Below are 15,509 nucleotides of genomic sequence, written 5' to 3' on the forward strand. Positions count from 1 at the left end.
ACCTCCGTCACACCTGCACCTGTACTCGGGTCACTTCGGCGTCGTCGTACGGACGTCGCCGAATAGACGTATCGACAACCGATTCGGCTCCATCCGATTTCCGATGCCCCCCATCAGCCGATCCACCCCCTGGAAAAAAGTGACGCATGTTCATCTTCCAACTCGGGGATACCGGCGGTAACGTCCCGCCACACCCCCGTCGGGAGGAGCTGCCATGCCACGACGCACCCCACGCGACGCCCTCGACAGACTGAGAACTCCCCGCGGACTCCACGGGTTCCTGAAGGGCGCTTCCGTATGCGCCCTCATCGCCGGCCTCTTGTCGCCGCTTTCCCCGGCAATGGCCGCCGACACGGAATCCGCCGAAGCCGCGACCGCCGAAGCGACGGCCCAGGATCACTGCGGAGGGCAGTGTTCCGACATCCTCCCGCCCGGCCAGAACGGCAACGCCACTCTCGCCCAGATCCTCCTCAACCAGGCATTCGGCACCCAGCCCGCCCACGCGGAGGACCAGCTCGGCCCGTACGCCGGCCTCGCCACGGGCTACTCCGCCCTCACCAACGACAAGATCGACGACTTCTTCAACGACGCCTCCTTCGGCGTCCCCGCCGGCCAGGTCGCCTCCACCATCCGCCCCGCGGGCCGCGACGACGTGACCATCGTCCGCGACAAGAAGACCGGTGTGCCGCACATCACCGGCACCACCCGCTACGGCACCGAGTTCGGCGCCGGCTACGCCGCGGCCCAGGACCGGCTGTGGCTGATGGACCTCTTCCGGCACGTCGGACGCGGCCAGTTGACCCCCTTCGCCGGCGGCGCCCCCGCCAACCAGGGCCTGGAACAGCAGTTCTGGCGCAGCGCCCCGTACACCGAGGCCGACCTGGAGGCGCAGATCGAGAGCGCCGCCGCCAAGGCCGGCGAACGCGGCGAGCTGGCCCTGGCCGACGTGGACGCCTACGTCGCCGGCATCAACGCCTACATCGACCGCTCCGACCGGGGCCGCTACTTCCCCGGCGAGTACGTCCTGACCGGCCACAAGAACGCCATCACCAACGCCGGCACCATCGAGCACTTCAAGCGCACCGACCTGATCGCGCTGGCCTCGGTCATCGGCTCCCTCTTCGGCGCCGGAGGCGGCGGCGAGGTCGGCAACGCGCGCTCCCTGCTCGCCGCCCAGGAGAAGTACGGCGTGGCCGAGGGCACCGAGGTCTGGGAGTCCTTCCGCCAGCGCAACGACCCCGAGGCCGTCCTCACCCAGCAGGACGGCAGCTTCCCCTATCTGCCGAGGCCCGACGACCCGCAGGGCCGCGCCCTGCCCGACGCCGGCTCGGTCGAGGCGGAACCCCTGATCCACGACCGCACCGGCAGCGCGTCCACGGCCACGGCGACCGGCGCCTCCACCAAGGCGGCCGACGCGGCCGTGACGTCGGCGCGGCGCGGCATGTCCAACGCCCTCGTCGTCAGCGGCGAACACACCGCCAGCGGCCACCCGGTCGCCGTCTTCGGACCGCAGACCGGCTACTTCGCGCCCCAGCTCCTCATGCTCCAGGAGATCCAGGGCCCGGGCCTGAGCGCCCGCGGCGCCTCCTTCGCGGGCCTGAGCATGTACGTCGAACTCGGCCGCGGCCAGGACTACGCGTGGAGCGCGACCACCTCGGGCCAGGACATCATCGACACCTACGCCGTCGAACTCTGCCAGGACGACTACCACTACCTCTACCGCGGTACCTGCACCCCGATGGAGAAGATCGAGCGCAAGAACGCCTGGAAGCCGACCGTCGCCGACGGCACCAAGGCGGGCTCCTACACGATGCGCGTCTGGCGCACCAAGTACGGCCCGGTCGAATACCGCGCCACCGTCGGCGGCAAGAAGGTCGCCTACACGACCCTGCGCTCCTCCTACCTGCACGAGGCCGACTCGATCATCGGCTTCCAGATGCTCAACGACCCGGACTACCTGGACAGCCCCGAGCGCTTCCGGAGCGCCGTCCAGCACATCAACTACACCTTCAACTGGTTCTACGCCGACTCCGAGCACACCGCGTACTACAACAGCGGCGACAACCCGGTCCGGGCGAACGGCGTCGACGCGGAGTTCCCGGTCTGGGCGCGGCAACCGTACGAGTGGCAGGGCTGGGACGCGGACGACAACACCGCCCGGTACACCGAGGCGGCCGCCCACCCGCAGTCGGTCGACCAGGACTACTACATCTCCTGGAACAACAAACAGGCCAAGGACTACCCGGCGTCCTCATGGGGCAACGGCTCCGTCCACCGCGGCAACCTCCTCGACGACCGCGTCGGGAAACTGGTCGCCGAGGGCGGCGTCACCCGCGCCGCACTGGTACGGGCCATGGCCGAGGCGGGCCTCGCCGACCTGCGGGCCGAGGACGTGCTGCCCGACCTGCTGAAGGTGATCGACTCCGCGCCGGTCACCGACCCGGACGTCCGGGCGGCCGTCGACCGGCTCAAGGCCTGGCGCGCGGCGGGCGGGCTGCGCACGGAGACCTCGGCCGGCTCGAAGCAGTACGCCCACGCCGACGCGATCCGCACCCTGGACGCCTGGTGGCCGCTCCTGGTGAAGGCCGAGTTCGAACCCGGCCTCGGCAGCGACCTGTACACCGCCTTCGCCGCCAACCTGCCCGTCGACGAGTCCCCGTCCGCCGCCCACGGCCCCACCGGCGCCCACGCCGGCAGCGCCTTCCAGTACGGCTGGTGGAGCTATGTCGACAAGGACATCAGGGCGGTGCTCGGCGAGTCCGTCCAGGGGCCGCTCGCGCGGGAGTACTGCGGCGGCGGCGACCTCGCCGCCTGCCGGGACACCCTGGTCGCCACCCTGAAGGAGGCGTCCGGCCGCACGGCCGCCCAGGTCTATCCCGGCGACGACACCTGCTCGGCGGGCGACCAGTGGTGCGCCGACTCCGTCGTCCACCGCACCCTGGGCGGCATCAAGCACGGAGGAATCAGCTGGCAGAACCGGCCGACCTACCAGCAGGTCGTGGAGTTCACGAGCCACCGGTGACCGGCCGGTCCCCGGGTCAGCGGTAGATCAGGTACTGGCGGCGCGTCCTTCGGAACGCCGCCAGTTCCCTCTCCCAGCCGTCCACCACCTCGTCGGTGTCCGCGCCCGCGTCGATCATCGTGCGCACCTGCGTGGACCCGGTGAGCTTGTCGATCCAGTTGTCCGGCCGCCAGGCGAAACCGTCCCAGGTCCGCCTGGCGGTCACCAGGAGGGCGATTCCGGTGCGCACCGGGTCGAAGGCGTCCCGGTCGTGGACATGGAGCTGGACGCCCCCGACGGTCTTCCCCTGGAACTTGGAGAAGGTCGGCGCGAAGTACGCCTCCCGGAAGCGCACGCCGGGCAGGTCCAGTCCGTTGACGGCGGCGGCCCAGCCGCCGTCGATCCCCTCGGCGCCGAGCAGTTCGAACGGGCGGGTGGTGCCGCGCCCCTCCGACAGGTTCGTGCCCTCGAACAGGCAGGTGCCCGAGTAGACCAGGGCCGTCTCGGGTGTCGGCATGTTCGGGCTCGGCGGCACCCACGGCAGCCCCGAGGCGTCGTAGAACTCCGAGCGCCGCCAGCCCGTCATCGTCACGGTCTCCAGCGGGACCGGCGACGGCAGGAACTCGTGGTTGAAGAGGTGCGCCAGTTCGGCGACCGTCATGCCGTGCGCCTGCGAGATCGGCTGCCGCCCGACGAAGGTGGCGAACTCCTTGTGCAGGACCGGCCCGAGGGCCGCCCGCCCGGTCACCGGGTTGGGCCGGTCCAGTACGACGAACCGCTTCCCCGCGAGCCGCGCGGCCTCCATGCAGTCGAACAGCGTCCAGATGTACGTGTAGAAGCGCGCGCCGGCGTCCTGGATGTCGAAGACGACGGTGTCCACGCCGGACGCCGTGAAGACGTCCGCGAGCGGCTGTCCGCTCTTGAGGTACGTGTCGTAGACCGGCAGGCCGGTCGCCGGGTCGTCGTAGCGGCCTTCGGAGCCGCCCGCCTGCGCGGTGCCGCGGAAGCCGTGCTCGGGGCCGAACACGGCGGTGAGGTTCACCCGGTCGTCGGCGTGCATGACGTCGACGACGTGGCGGACGTCCCGGGTGATGCCGGTCGGATTGGTGACCACGCCGGCCTTCTGGCCGTCGAGCACGGCGTAGCCGCCGTCGGCGAGGCGCTCGAAGCCGGTGCGCAGCCGGCGGCCGCCGTGGCCCCCGGGCGCCGCCTGGGCCGGGCCTGCGGCCGCCGCCGTGGTGCCGGCCGCCACCGCGGCCGTCGTGGCGAGCAGATTCCGTCTGGACAGCGTCATGCGGTGACCTCCGTGATCGCGGCGGGTGTCATGCGCACGCACGCTAACCCGCACCGTGGGTCGCACGGAATGGAGTAGACCGCGCTTCGCCTCTTCCGTCGTACATACCGACTGGTTAGTCTGACGCTGCAACGGGGAGTCAGCCGTGCCCGAGCCGCGTCGAAGGAGACCGATCGTGGAAGCCGTGCAGGATGCCGGAGTCGTCGTCACCGGGGCTGGAGGCGGCATCGGCGCCGCGCTGGCCCGCCGCTTCGCCGCCGAGGGCGCCCGCGTCGTCGTCAACGACCTCGACGCCGACCGGGCCGGGGCCGTGGCCGACGAGATCGGCGGCATCGCGGTGCCCGGTGACGCGTCCGCGATCGTCGGCGAGGCCCGCGCGGCGCTGGGTGGCACGGTCGACGTGTACTGCGCCAACGCGGGTGTCGGCTCCGGAGGGACCGAGGCGGCCGAGGAGGCCGTCTGGGCGCTCGCCTGGGACGTCAACGTGATGGCCCACGTCCGCGCGGCCCACGAGCTGATCCCGGACTGGCTGGAGCGCGGCAGCGGCCGTTTCGTCTCCACCGTGTCGGCCGCCGGACTGCTCACCATGATCGGCGCCGCCCCCTACAGCGTCACCAAGCACGGCGCCCACGCCTTCGCCGAGTGGCTGTCCCTGACGTACCGCCACCGCGGGATCAAGGTCCACGCCATCTGTCCGCAGGGCGTGCGCACCGACATGCTCACCGCGAGCGGCAGCGCGGGCGACCTGGTGCTCCAGCCCACCGCGATCGAGCCGCAGGACGTGGCCGACGCCCTCTTCAAGGGCATCGAGGAGGACCGCTTCCTGATCCTGCCGCACCCGGAGGTCGCCGAGTACTACCAGGCCCGCGCCGCCGACCCCGAGCGCTGGGTGCGCGGCATGAACCGGCTCCAGCGGCAGTGGGAGGAGGGGAACGCCCGATGACCGGCTCCCCCTACGCCGCCAAGCCCTGGCTCGACCTGCTGACCGACGCCCAGAAGGCCCCGCTCGACCCCGACGCCTCCCTGGTGCACGCCCTGCGCCGGGTCGCCGCCGAGACCCCCGACCGCGTCTTCCTCGCCTACTTCGACGGCCGCCTCACCTACCGCGAGGTGGACCGGCTGAGCGACTCCGTCGCCGGGCACCTCGCCGCGCGCGGCCTGGCGCGCGGCGACCGGGTGGCGGTCGTGCTGCAGAACTCCCCGCACTTCGTGCTCGCCGTCCTGGGCGCCTGGAAGGCGGGCGCGGTCGTGGTGCCGGTCAACCCGATGTACAAGTCGGGGGAGGTCGGCCACGTCCTGCGGGACGCCGAGGCGGCCGCGCTGGTCTGCTCCGACCGGGCCTGGGAGTCGTACCTGCGCGACACGGCGGCCGGCTCGCCGGTGCGGATCGTGCTCACGGGGTGCGAGCTGGACTTCCAGACCCGCGGGGACGCGCGCGTGCTCACCTTCGAACGGCTGCCGGACACCGACGACGCCGACGACCTCACCGCCGCCGCCCGCGCCGGCCACCCGGCGCCCGAGGGACGCGACCCGGCGCCGCACGGCACCGCGCTCATCAGCTACACCTCGGGCACCAGCGGCACCCCCAAGGGCGCCACCAACACCCACCGCAACATCATGTACAACGCGGAGCGCCAGCGCACCGGGCTCGGACTGCCCGACGCGCCGGTCTACTTCGCGCTGGCACCGCTGTTCCACATCACCGGCATGGTCTGCGAGTTCGGCGCCTGTCTGAACAGCGCGGGCACGCTGGTGCTGGCGTACCGCTTCGAGCCGGGCGCCGTGCTGGACGCGTTCGCCGAGCACCGGCCGCACTACACGGTCGGCCCGTCCACCGCCTTCATGGCGCTGGCCGCCCAGCCGTCCGTCACCCGCGAGCACTTCGCCTCCTTCGTGAACATCTCCTCCGGCGGCGCCCCGCTGCCGCCGGCCCTCGTGGAGAAGTTCCGCGCGGGCTTCGGGCCGTACATCCGCAACGGCTACGGACTCACCGAGTGCACCGCGCCGTGCGCCTCGGTCCCGCCGCACCTGGAGGCCCCGGTGGACCCCGCCTCCGGGACCCTCGCGGTCGGCGTGCCGGGCCCCGACACCGTCGTCCGCGTCGTCGACGAGCTGGGCACCGAGGTGTCCCTCGGGGAACACGGCGAGATCGTCGTCGGCGGGCCGCAGGTCGTCCCCGGCTACTGGCGGCGCCCGGACGCCACCGCCGAGACCTTCCCCGGCGGCGAGCTGCGCACCGGCGACATCGGCTTCATGGACGCCCAGGGGTGGCTCTACGTCGTCGACCGCAAGAAGGACATGATCAACGCCTCCGGGTTCAAGGTCTGGCCGCGCGAGGTCGAGGACGTGCTCTACACCCATCCGGCGGTGCGCGAGGCCGCCGTCGTCGGCGTACCCGACGGGTACCGGGGGGAGACGGTCAAGGCGTACATCAGCCTCCGTCCGGGTGCCGACACGGCCCCGGACGCACTCGCCGCGTACTGCGAGGAGAGACTGGCCGCCTACAAATACCCGCGTCAGGTGGAGATCCTGCCCGACCTGCCGAAGACGGCGAGTGGGAAGATCCTCCGTCGGGAACTGCGTTCCCGTAAGCACGACGACGGACAGTGAAGACCGACAGTTGAACGAAAGGCAGGTGACGGCAGTGCCCAGGACCACGGACGGGGACGGCACTCCGGTGCCGCAGCGGCTCCTGGCCGCCGCCACCCGGCTCTTCGCGGAGCAGGGCTACGACCGCACCTCGGTACAGGAGATCGTGGAGGCGGCGGGCGTCACCAAGGGAGCGCTGTACCACTACTTCGGCTCCAAGGACGACCTCCTGCACGAGGTCTACGCGCGCGTGCTGCGCCTCCAGCAGGAGCGCCTCGACGCCTTCGCGGAATCCGACGAGCCGGTCGAGAAGCGGGTGCGGGACGCGGCGGCCGACGTCGTCGTCACCACCATCGACAACCTCGACGACGCGTCGATCTTCTTCCGCTCCATGCACCAGCTGAGCCCCGACAAGAACAAGCAGGTGCGGGCGGAGCGGCGCCGCTACCACGAGCGCTTCCGCGCGCTCATCGAGGAGGGCCAGCGGGCCGGGGTCTTCACCAAGGAGACCCCGGCGGACCTGGTGGTGGACTACCACTTCGGTTCCGTCCACCACCTGTCGACCTGGTACCGCCCCGACGGCCCGCTGGGCCCGCAGGAGGTCGCCGACCACCTCGCCGACCTGCTGCTGCGGGCACTGCGCCCGTGAGGTGACGGCCCCCGGGGTTCCCGGGGGCGCCTCCTCGCCCGGCCGGCCTCGTTCAGAGGTACTTCTTGATCTCCCGGCGGGCCAGCGAGCGCTGGTGCACCTCGTCCGGCCCGTCGGCGATCATCAGCGTCCTGGCGCCCGCGTACAGCTCCGCCAGCGGGAAGTCCTGGCTCACGCCGCCCGCGCCGTGCAACTGGATGGCCCGGTCGATGATGTCGACCACCGCGCGCGGCGTGGCGATCTTGATGGCCTGGATCTCGGTGTGCGCGCCCCGGTTGCCGACGGTGTCCATCAGCCAGGCGGTCTTCAGCACCAGCAGCCGCAACTGCTCGACGGTGACCCGGGCGTCGGCGATCCAGTTGTGGACCACGCCCTGCTGGGCCAGCGGCTTGCCGAACGCCTCGCGGGACACCGCGCGGCGGCACATCAGCTCGATCGCGCGCTCGGCCATCCCGATGAGCCGCATGCAGTGGTGGATGCGGCCGGGGCCGAGGCGGGCCTGGGCGATGGCGAAGCCGCCGCCCTCCTCACCGATCAGGTTCGACACCGGCACGCGCGCGTGGTCGAAGGTCACCTCGGCGTGGCCGCCGTGGTAGTGGTCCTCGTAGCCGAAGACCTGCATGGCCCGGTCGACACTCACTCCGGGCGTGTCGCGCGGGACCAGGACCATGGACTGCTGGCGGCGGATGTCCGCGCCGTCCGGGTCGGTCTTGCCCATCACGATGAAGATCTGGCAGTCCGGGTTCATCGCCCCGGAGATGTACCACTTGCGGCCCGTGATGACGTACTCGTCGCCGTCCCGCTCGATGTGCGTGGTGATGTTCGTGGCGTCCGAGGAGGCCACGTCCGGCTCGGTCATCGCGAACGCGGAACGGATCTCGCCGGCCAGCAGGGGCTGGAGCCACTGCTTCTTCTGCGCCTCGTCGGCGAACTGGGCCAGCACCTCCATGTTCCCGGTGTCCGGGGCCGCGCAGTTCGTCGCCGTGGGCGCCAGATGCGGGCTGCGGCCGGTGATCTCGGCGAGCGGGGCGTACTGGAGGTTCGTCAGGCCCGCGCCGTACTCGGCGTCGGGGAGGAAGAGGTTCCACAGCCCCCGGCGGCGGGCCTCGGCCTTCAGGTCCTCCACGACCTGCGGGGTGTCCCAGGGGGAGGCGAGGCGGGCGCGCTGCTCGTGGGCCACCTGCTCGGCGGGGTGGACGTGCTCGTCCATGAAGGCGAGCAGCCTGGCGCGGAGTTCCTCGGTGCGTGCGTCGTACGCGAAGTCCATGGCGGGGTCAGCCCTTCTGAAGGGTGGTCAGGCCGTGCTCGATGAAGACGGGGACGAGGTCGCCGATGCGGTCGAAGCCGGGGCCGACCGTGCGGCCCAGCGTGTAGCGGTAGTGGATGCCCTCCAGGATCACGGCGAGCTTGAACCAGGCGAACGCCGTGTACCAGGCGACGGCGCCCACGTCGCGGCCCGAGCGGTCGGCGTACCGCTGGACCAGCTCGGCGGGGGCGGGATGGCCGGGGGCCTGGGCCGTGGTGGAGACGGGGGAGTCCGGCATGCCGAGCGGGCTGCTGTACATCACCAGCAGGCCGAGGTCGGTGAGCGGGTCGCCGAGGGTCGACATCTCCCAGTCGAGGATCGCGTTGATCTCGTCGTTCTCGCCGCCGATCAGGACGTTGTCCAGGCGGTAGTCGCCGTGGACGACCGTCGCGGCGGGGGAGCGGGGGAGTTCCCGGCCGAGCGTGGCGTGCAGTTCGTCGATGCCGGTCAGGTCGCGGTTGCGCGAGGCGTCGAGCTGCTTGGCCCAGCGGCGGAGCTGGCGGTCCAGGAACCCCTCCGGGCGGCCGAAGTCCCCGAGGCCGACCTCGGCGGGGTCCACCGCGTGCAGCTCGACGAGGGTGTCCACCAGGTTCAGCACGGCGGCGCGGGTGCGCTCGGGGCCGAGGGGGGCGAGCTGGTCGGCGGTGCGGTACGGGGTGCCCTCGACGAACTCCATGACGTAGAAGGGCGCCCCGACGACGTCCTCGTCCTCGCAGAGGAGCAGGGGCCGGGGGACCGGTACGTTCGTGGGGTGCAGGGCGCTGATGACGCGGTGCTCGCGCTTCATGTCGTGCGCGGTGGCGAGGACGTGGCCGAGCGGGGGGCGTCTGACGACCCAGCGGGCGGTGCCGTCCGTGACGGCGTAGGTGAGGTTCGAGCGTCCGCCCTCGATCAGCCGGCCGGACAGCGGGCCGGTCACCAGGCCGGGCCGCTCGCGGTCGAGCAGCTCGCGCAACCGGTCGAGATCGAGTCCGGGCGGGTGGTCGGGGGTCATCGTCGCTCCCTGCGGCAGGTGAACAGTACGTGTCTCATGATGCCGACCGGTCGGTATGCCGTCCAGTGGGCGGACGGAACGTGATCGGTGCCTCAGAGGACGAGGAGCGCGCCGCAGACGGCGATGACGACCGTGCACAGGGCTGCCGCCGTCGCGTGCGGTGGGGTGAGGGCCCGGGGGCGGTGCGTCGAGGCGAGGGTGGTGATGCGGCCGTGGGCGATCCGGAGGAAGGCCAGCCACAGGACGCAGCACAGGGTGGCGGCCAGGACGGACGGGGGTGTCACGCCGCCGTGCAGCGCGGTCTTCGCGGCGAGTACGGCGACGACGGTGCCGGAGAGGGTGGTGCGGCGCCAGGCCAGCCGGGTGCGCTCGGGCTGGAGCCCGGGGTCGCGGTCCGTGCTCACCGGTCAGCCCTCCCAGCCGACGAGGACCACGACGACCATCGCCACGGCGACGACCGCGACGACCAGGCTGAGCAGGGCCGGGAAGCGGGAGGCGGGGAGGTCCTCGCCGCGGCGCATGGCGCGTTCGCAGCGCACCCAGTGGTTCACGGCGCGCAGCGAGCACAGCGCACCGGCGGCGAGCAGCGCGAGCGCGAGGCCGACGCGCCACCCCCAGCGGAGGTCGGGCAGGAACTGGTCCACCGCGAAACCGCCGCCGATCAGGGCCATGGCGGTGCGCAGCCAGGCCAGGAAGGTGCGCTCGTTCGCGAGCGAGAAGCGGTAGTCGGGCGTACGGCCCTCCCCCTTGACCTCCCCGGGCGCGAACCAGAGCCGGGCGTTCCGCACGAATTCGATCACGTGGGGACTTTATCTGCCGGGGTGCCTGCGGCGGCCTGCGCGGGTGGGACGCGGCTCTCCCTTCTCTCCTCCCAGCTGCGGGCAGTCGTGCCGCTGGGGCGATGGGGGTCCCCCCGCTCGAGCGAAGCCGAGAGTGGGGGGCGGGCGGGCGCAGCGGCACCCCGCCAGCGCCGGCCCGCGTCACCCACCCCCGCGCCCGCACCCACGCCGGGTGCCGGTCAAGGTCCCGTCGGCTCGCCCCCGTGGCCCCGCCGGGCCCGCAGCCGCGTGTACGCCGACAAGCCGTCCGGCACCCACTCCCACTCCCCGATCCGCCGTTCCAGCTCCGCCTCCGGCAGGAACCCGTGCCAGGCCACCTCCTCCACCTGCGGTGAAACCGGGCGCTCGCAGCGCACCTCGTACACCGCCGACCACCAGGTCCGCCCGGCGCCGTCGTCGTACAGGAACTTGAAGAGGAAGTCGGGGCGCGGCAGCCCGGTGACCCCCAGCTCCTCCTCCGCCTCCCGCAGCGCCGCGTCGTCGTAGGACTCGCCCGCACCCACCACCCCGCCGACGAACATGTCGTACCGGGAGGGGAACACCAGCTTCGTCGCCGTGCGCCGGTGGACGAAGACCCGGCCCTCCGCGTCCCTCACCCACACGAACACGCAGCGGTGGCGCAGCCCACGTGCGTACGCGTCGCCCCGCCGGGCCTCTCCGACGACGTGGTCGTGCTCGTCGACGATGTCGAGGATCTCGTCAGCAGCGCTCATGCCGACCATCCAAGCAGTGGCGGGTCAGCGCCGCTGCAGGGCCCGTTCGCGCCCGCTCTCACCCGTCCCCTGCGGCATCGCCGGGTGCATGCCCAGCAGCACGATGCCGGCCACCACCGACGCGAGGCCGCCCGCCTCCCACGCCAGCGCCGCGGTGTCGGTGCGCAGCCGGTCGCCGAGGAAACCGACCCCGCAGGCGATGCCCGCGAGCGGCTGGGCGGCCGTCAGCGCGGGCAGCGACCTGCGCAGCGGCGCCGTCTCGAAGGCGCTCTGGACCAGGACCAGGCCGGTGACGCCGAGGACCACGACCACGTACGGCTGCCAGCCCGTCAGCAGCTCCGCGAGGCCGCCCGCGGAGAAGCGGCGTCCGCTGACCCGCGTCAGCGCGTCCTGCACCCCGTAGAGCAGCCCGGCGGCCAGGGCCAGCAGGGTCGGGCCCCAGGTCAGCCGGAAGCGTCCGGCGCACGCCGTGAGCACGAGGGCCGCGCCCAGCATCACGCCGATGATCAGCCAGTGCCGCAGTGGGTCGCTCACCGCACTGCCGCCGCGTGGCTCGCCCGCCAGGATGAACGCCGTCACCCCGCCCGCGAGCAGCGCCAGGCCGGCCCAGCCCTGCGGGCCCAGCGGCTGCCGGGTCTGGAGGCGGGACAGCGCGAGGGCGAAGAGGAGGTTGGTCGCCAGGAGGGGTTCGACCAGGGTGAGTTCGCCGCCGCCCAGGGCGATCGCGCCCAGCACCATGCCGGCCACCGTCAGCCCCGTGCCCGCCAGCCAGCGAGGTACCCGGACCAGGTCGAGCAGCAGGCGGGGCGAGAGGAAGTCGCCCAGCGGAGCGCGCTGCGCGGCGTTCTGCTGGAGGACGAAACCGAAGCCGAGGCAGCACGCGGCGCTCACGGCGAGGACCACGACCAGAACCGACACGCTGCGTACCTCGATCGTCAGCCGGGTCACGGGTGCGTCGGGGCCGACTCTAGTGCCGGCGGCAGCCGGTCGCCGGGCGAGTGCGGCATTCGGGGTGGGGTCCGGTCAAGTCGCCCTGACCACAGATGAGTTGACGCGTGTAACGAACGGAATCCTCTTGACGTCAAGCCTTGGCGGCCGGTTTGCTGTGCGTGATCGGTTCATGGCAGTCCGGCTACGACGACCCCCCGCGTCGCGTGAGGAAGTTTCCCGCGGTGTCCCCACCCCCGCCTTCCCTCGGCCGCGGCCGCAGACGCGCGGCCCAGGCGTTCGACGAGGCCCTCGACGACGCCGAACTCGTAGCCGTCCGCTCCGCGTTGGCCCAGGGGCGCTGGCAGTCCGTCCGGTCCCTGCTGGTCCACACGGGTGACGACTGGGACCGCCGGGGACATCGGGTCGCCGTCCTCGCCAAGGAGCCCCACTGCGCCCCCTGGGCCCGTGAGTGGCTGCTCGCCGAACCCGACTCCGCCGACGCGTCGGTGCTGCTCGCCCTCGCCCTGGTCCATCGCGCCCTGCGGGGCAAGGAGAAGGCCGCCCGGGCCCGGGGCGCCTGCCGGGACGCCGCCGCGCTCGTGCCCGGCGACCCCACGCCCTGGCTCGGGCTCCTCATGCTGGAGCGCTCGCTGGGCGCCGAGGAGGACGTCGTCCGGATCTTCGACGAGGTCCGCGTGCGGTACGCCGACCACCACCACGCCCACCACCTGATGGTCGCCCGGCTCGCCGAGCGCGGCGGCGACGGCGGCCCTGACCCGCTGCACGAGGTGTACGACTTCGCCAACTGGGCCGCCGAGCAGGCCCCCGCCGACTCTCCGTTGGCCATCCTCCCGGTCGTCGCGCACGCCGAGCGCTACCGCGTGCTCGCCGCCGCCGGGCACGAGCCCCGCGAACCGCACGCGGCCGGCCACTGGGTGGGGCGCCGCGCCCGCCTGGTGATGAAGGCCGCCTTCGACTGGTGGCTCGAGTGGGAGCAGGACGATCATCCGCGCCGGCTGATCGACCTCAACTTCCTCGCCCACGCGAAGTGCTGCGAGGGCCGGGGCGCCGAGGCCGCCGCCCTGTTCCACCGCATCGGCGAGCACGTCACGCCCGCCCCCTGGTCGTATCCCGACCGCGACCCGTTACCCGCCTTCCGCGCGGCCCGCGCGAGCGCGCTCGGTACGGCCTGACCACCACCCCCGCAGACGAGAGAAGGACGTCCCCCGATGACCACGGGCAGTTCGAGCACGAGCAGAACCGCGAACGGTGGCGCCATCAGCACCTTCAAGGGCGAGGAGCGCGCGCTGCGCGCCGACCGGCTGGGCACGGGCGGGCTGCTGCTGTCCGTGCTCGCCGCCACGGCCCCGCTGATGGTGGTCGCGGGCGTCATGCCCACCACCTTCGCCGTGATGGGCATCGTGGGACAGCCGCTGCTCTTCGTGCTGCTCGGCGTGGTGCTGATCCTCTTCAGCGTCGGGTACGCCGAGATGAGCCGGCACGTCCACAACGCAGGCGCCTTCTACGCGTACATCTCCCGCGGCCTCGGCGGCACCGCCGGCGCGGGTGCCGCCCTGGTCGCGCTGGTCGCCTACAACGCGCTCCAGGTCGGCATCTACGGCATCTTCGGCTTCGAGGTCTCCGGGCTCCTGGCCACCTACGCCGACCTGGACGTCGCCTGGTGGATCCCGGCGCTGCTGGCCGTGCTCGCGGTCGGCACGCTGGGCTGGCTGAAGATCGACGTCAACGCGCGCGTCCTCGGCGTACTGCTGCTCATCGAAGTGGTCCTGGTGGTCGTCTTCGACATCGCCGCCGTCGCCGACCCGGGACCGCAGGGGCTCTCGCTGCACGCCTTCAAGCCGGACACCCTGACCGGCGCCGGGGTCGGCACCGCCCTGTGCTTCTGCATCGCCGCCTTCCTCGGCTTCGAGCAGGCGCCCGTGTACGCCGAGGAGACCAGCCGGCCGCACGTGCTGGTCCCGCGTGTCATGTTCCTGGCGGTCGGTGGGGTCGCGGTCTTCTTCGCGCTCAGCAGCTGGGCGCTGACCGTCGCCACCGGGCCGGACAGGATCGTCGGCACCGCCCAGGAGCAGAGCGCCGGGCTGCTCTTCTTCCTGACCGAGTCGCGGCTCGGCTCCACCTTCACCGACGTGCTGCACGTGCTCTTCGTGACCGGCATGTTCGCCGCCCTGCTCAGCTTCCACAACGTCGTCGCCCGGTACGCCTTCGCCATGGGCCGCGAAGGACTGCTGCCCGCCGCCTTCGGGCGGACCAGCGGCTCCAGCGGCGCCCCGGGCACCGGCTCGCTGCTCCAGACCGCCGTGTCCCTGGTCGTCGTGGCCGGGTTCGCGCTCGCCGACGACAAGCCGAACGGCGACCCCACCCAGCCCGTGCTGCACCTGTTCACCTGGGGCGGCAACATCGGCGCCCTCGGCGTGATCCTGCTGATGGCCACCGCCTCGTTCTCCGTGGTGGCCTTCTTCGTACGCCGCGGAGCCGCCGGCGCGCAGGGCGTGCGGCTGGCCACCTCCGCCGTCGCGGGCGTCGCCCTGCTGGTGATCGCCGGGTACACGGTCAAGGACTTCGACGTCCTGGTGGGCACCGGTCCCGACTCCGCCCTGAGCTGGGTGCTGCCCGGCATCATCGGCCTCGCGGCCGTCGCCGGAGTGGTACAGGGACTGCTGCTCCGCTCACGGGCGCCCGAGCGGCACGCCCGCATCGGGCAGGGCAACGAGGCGTTCCAGCTGGACAAGGCGGCGTCCTCCTGATCCGGGGGAGGGCGTAGGAGACGTGCGGATCCCGGGGCCTCGGAGCGCCGGGATCCGTCACGAAACCAAGGAGCGCCCTCGCGGGACCGGCTCCGGTCCACGGCCGGTTCGGACGCCGACTCCGCGTCGCGCACCGGGAACACCGCGCCGAACGCGGGCCGGCGGCGAGCAGGTCCGGCGCCGCTTCGAACGCATTGTCGCAGCGGAAGGCCCCGCGCGGCTCGATCTCCCGGCTCACCACCAGGTTGCCGGCGGAAGGGCTCCGGCCCGGCAGCAGTATGCCGAGCCGGACGACCACCCCGCCTCGCCGGACCAGCCGCGGGCTGGGCGTCCGGGACCGCGGCCGCCCCGGACGCCTCGATCGCCGCGTCCACCTCGGCGTGCGCCTAAATGACCAGGGACAACAGCAGGACCAGGGCTCCGTCG

13 protein-coding genes and 1 pseudogene are annotated in these 15,509 nt (G+C 72.5%); 6 read left to right on the plus strand and 8 right to left on the minus strand.

Annotated features, from left to right (window positions below; all coding sequences use genetic code 11):
* The first annotated feature begins 214 nt into the window (after window positions 1-214).
* Window positions 215-3,022: a penicillin acylase family protein gene (locus ACFW01_RS32085; RefSeq protein WP_384509539.1), complete on the plus strand. Its 2,808-nt coding sequence runs from the start codon at window positions 215-217 to the stop codon at window positions 3,020-3,022.
* 16 nt (window positions 3,023-3,038) lie between these two features.
* Here ACFW01_RS32085 and ACFW01_RS32090 read toward each other — a convergent pair whose 3' ends face one another.
* Window positions 3,039-4,295 (minus strand): DUF1343 domain-containing protein, encoded by a 1,257-nt coding sequence (locus ACFW01_RS32090; RefSeq protein WP_234960817.1) that lies wholly within the window; start codon window positions 4,293-4,295, stop codon window positions 3,039-3,041.
* 172 nt (window positions 4,296-4,467) lie between these two features.
* Here ACFW01_RS32090 and ACFW01_RS32095 point away from each other — a divergent pair, with 172 nt between their 5' ends.
* Genes ACFW01_RS32095 through ACFW01_RS32105 form a run of 3 tightly spaced genes read left to right on the plus strand, consistent with a single transcriptional unit; the run spans window position 4,468 to window position 7,533 of the window.
* The gene (locus ACFW01_RS32095; RefSeq protein ID WP_234960853.1) at window positions 4,468-5,238 is read left to right on the plus strand and encodes an SDR family oxidoreductase; all 771 of its coding nucleotides are present in this window, start codon (window positions 4,468-4,470) and stop codon (window positions 5,236-5,238) included.
* A complete protein-coding gene (locus ACFW01_RS32100; protein WP_384509542.1) occupies window positions 5,235-6,905 on the plus strand; it encodes a class I adenylate-forming enzyme family protein in 1,671 nt (556 codons plus the stop codon). Before ACFW01_RS32095 ends, ACFW01_RS32100 begins: the two co-directional genes overlap by 4 nt.
* A 34-nt stretch (window positions 6,906-6,939) precedes the next feature.
* Complete coding sequence (locus ACFW01_RS32105) at window positions 6,940-7,533, plus strand: TetR/AcrR family transcriptional regulator (protein ID WP_234960819.1); 594 nt, start codon at window positions 6,940-6,942, stop codon at window positions 7,531-7,533.
* 52 nt (window positions 7,534-7,585) lie between these two features.
* Here ACFW01_RS32105 and ACFW01_RS32110 read toward each other — a convergent pair whose 3' ends face one another.
* The 6 genes from ACFW01_RS32110 to ACFW01_RS32135 form a co-directional block, all read right to left on the minus strand.
* Window positions 7,586-8,800: an acyl-CoA dehydrogenase gene (locus tag ACFW01_RS32110; protein WP_234960820.1), complete on the minus strand. Its 1,215-nt coding sequence runs from the start codon at window positions 8,798-8,800 to the stop codon at window positions 7,586-7,588.
* 7 nt (window positions 8,801-8,807) lie between these two features.
* On the minus strand, window positions 8,808-9,833 hold the full coding sequence (locus ACFW01_RS32115) for a phosphotransferase family protein (protein WP_234960821.1): 1,026 nt from the start codon (window positions 9,831-9,833) through the stop codon (window positions 8,808-8,810).
* 92 nt (window positions 9,834-9,925) lie between these two features.
* The gene (locus ACFW01_RS32120) at window positions 9,926-10,237 is read right to left on the minus strand and encodes a DUF202 domain-containing protein (protein WP_234960822.1); all 312 of its coding nucleotides are present in this window, start codon (window positions 10,235-10,237) and stop codon (window positions 9,926-9,928) included.
* 3 nt (window positions 10,238-10,240) lie between these two features.
* On the minus strand, window positions 10,241-10,633 hold the full coding sequence (locus ACFW01_RS32125; protein WP_234960823.1) for a DUF202 domain-containing protein: 393 nt from the start codon (window positions 10,631-10,633) through the stop codon (window positions 10,241-10,243).
* Window positions 10,634-10,851: 218 nt separating this feature from the next.
* Window positions 10,852-11,385, minus strand: a complete 534-nt coding sequence (locus tag ACFW01_RS32130) for an NUDIX hydrolase (protein WP_384509548.1) — start codon at window positions 11,383-11,385, stop codon at window positions 10,852-10,854.
* Window positions 11,386-11,409: 24 nt separating this feature from the next.
* Window positions 11,410-12,303: a DMT family transporter gene (locus ACFW01_RS32135; protein WP_234960854.1), complete on the minus strand. Its 894-nt coding sequence runs from the start codon at window positions 12,301-12,303 to the stop codon at window positions 11,410-11,412.
* A 254-nt stretch (window positions 12,304-12,557) separates the two neighbouring features.
* Between ACFW01_RS32135 and ACFW01_RS32140 the strand changes: the two genes are divergently transcribed.
* Window positions 12,558-13,508 (plus strand): hypothetical protein, encoded by a 951-nt coding sequence (locus ACFW01_RS32140; protein ID WP_384509552.1) that lies wholly within the window; start codon window positions 12,558-12,560, stop codon window positions 13,506-13,508.
* Window positions 13,509-13,544: 36 nt separating this feature from the next.
* Complete coding sequence (locus ACFW01_RS32145; RefSeq protein ID WP_384509555.1) at window positions 13,545-15,083, plus strand: APC family permease; 1,539 nt, start codon at window positions 13,545-13,547, stop codon at window positions 15,081-15,083.
* An 83-nt stretch (window positions 15,084-15,166) separates the two neighbouring features.
* Here the strand turns inward: ACFW01_RS32145 and ACFW01_RS32150 are convergent.
* Window positions 15,167-15,463, minus strand: a pseudogene (locus ACFW01_RS32150) (L-idonate 5-dehydrogenase); the annotation flags it as partial.
* Between the last annotated feature and the right edge of the window lie 46 nt (window positions 15,464-15,509).

Origin of the sequence: Streptomyces sp. NPDC058985 (assembly GCF_042740985.1) — a bacterium.
Lineage (GTDB): Bacteria > Actinomycetota > Actinomycetes > Streptomycetales > Streptomycetaceae > Streptomyces.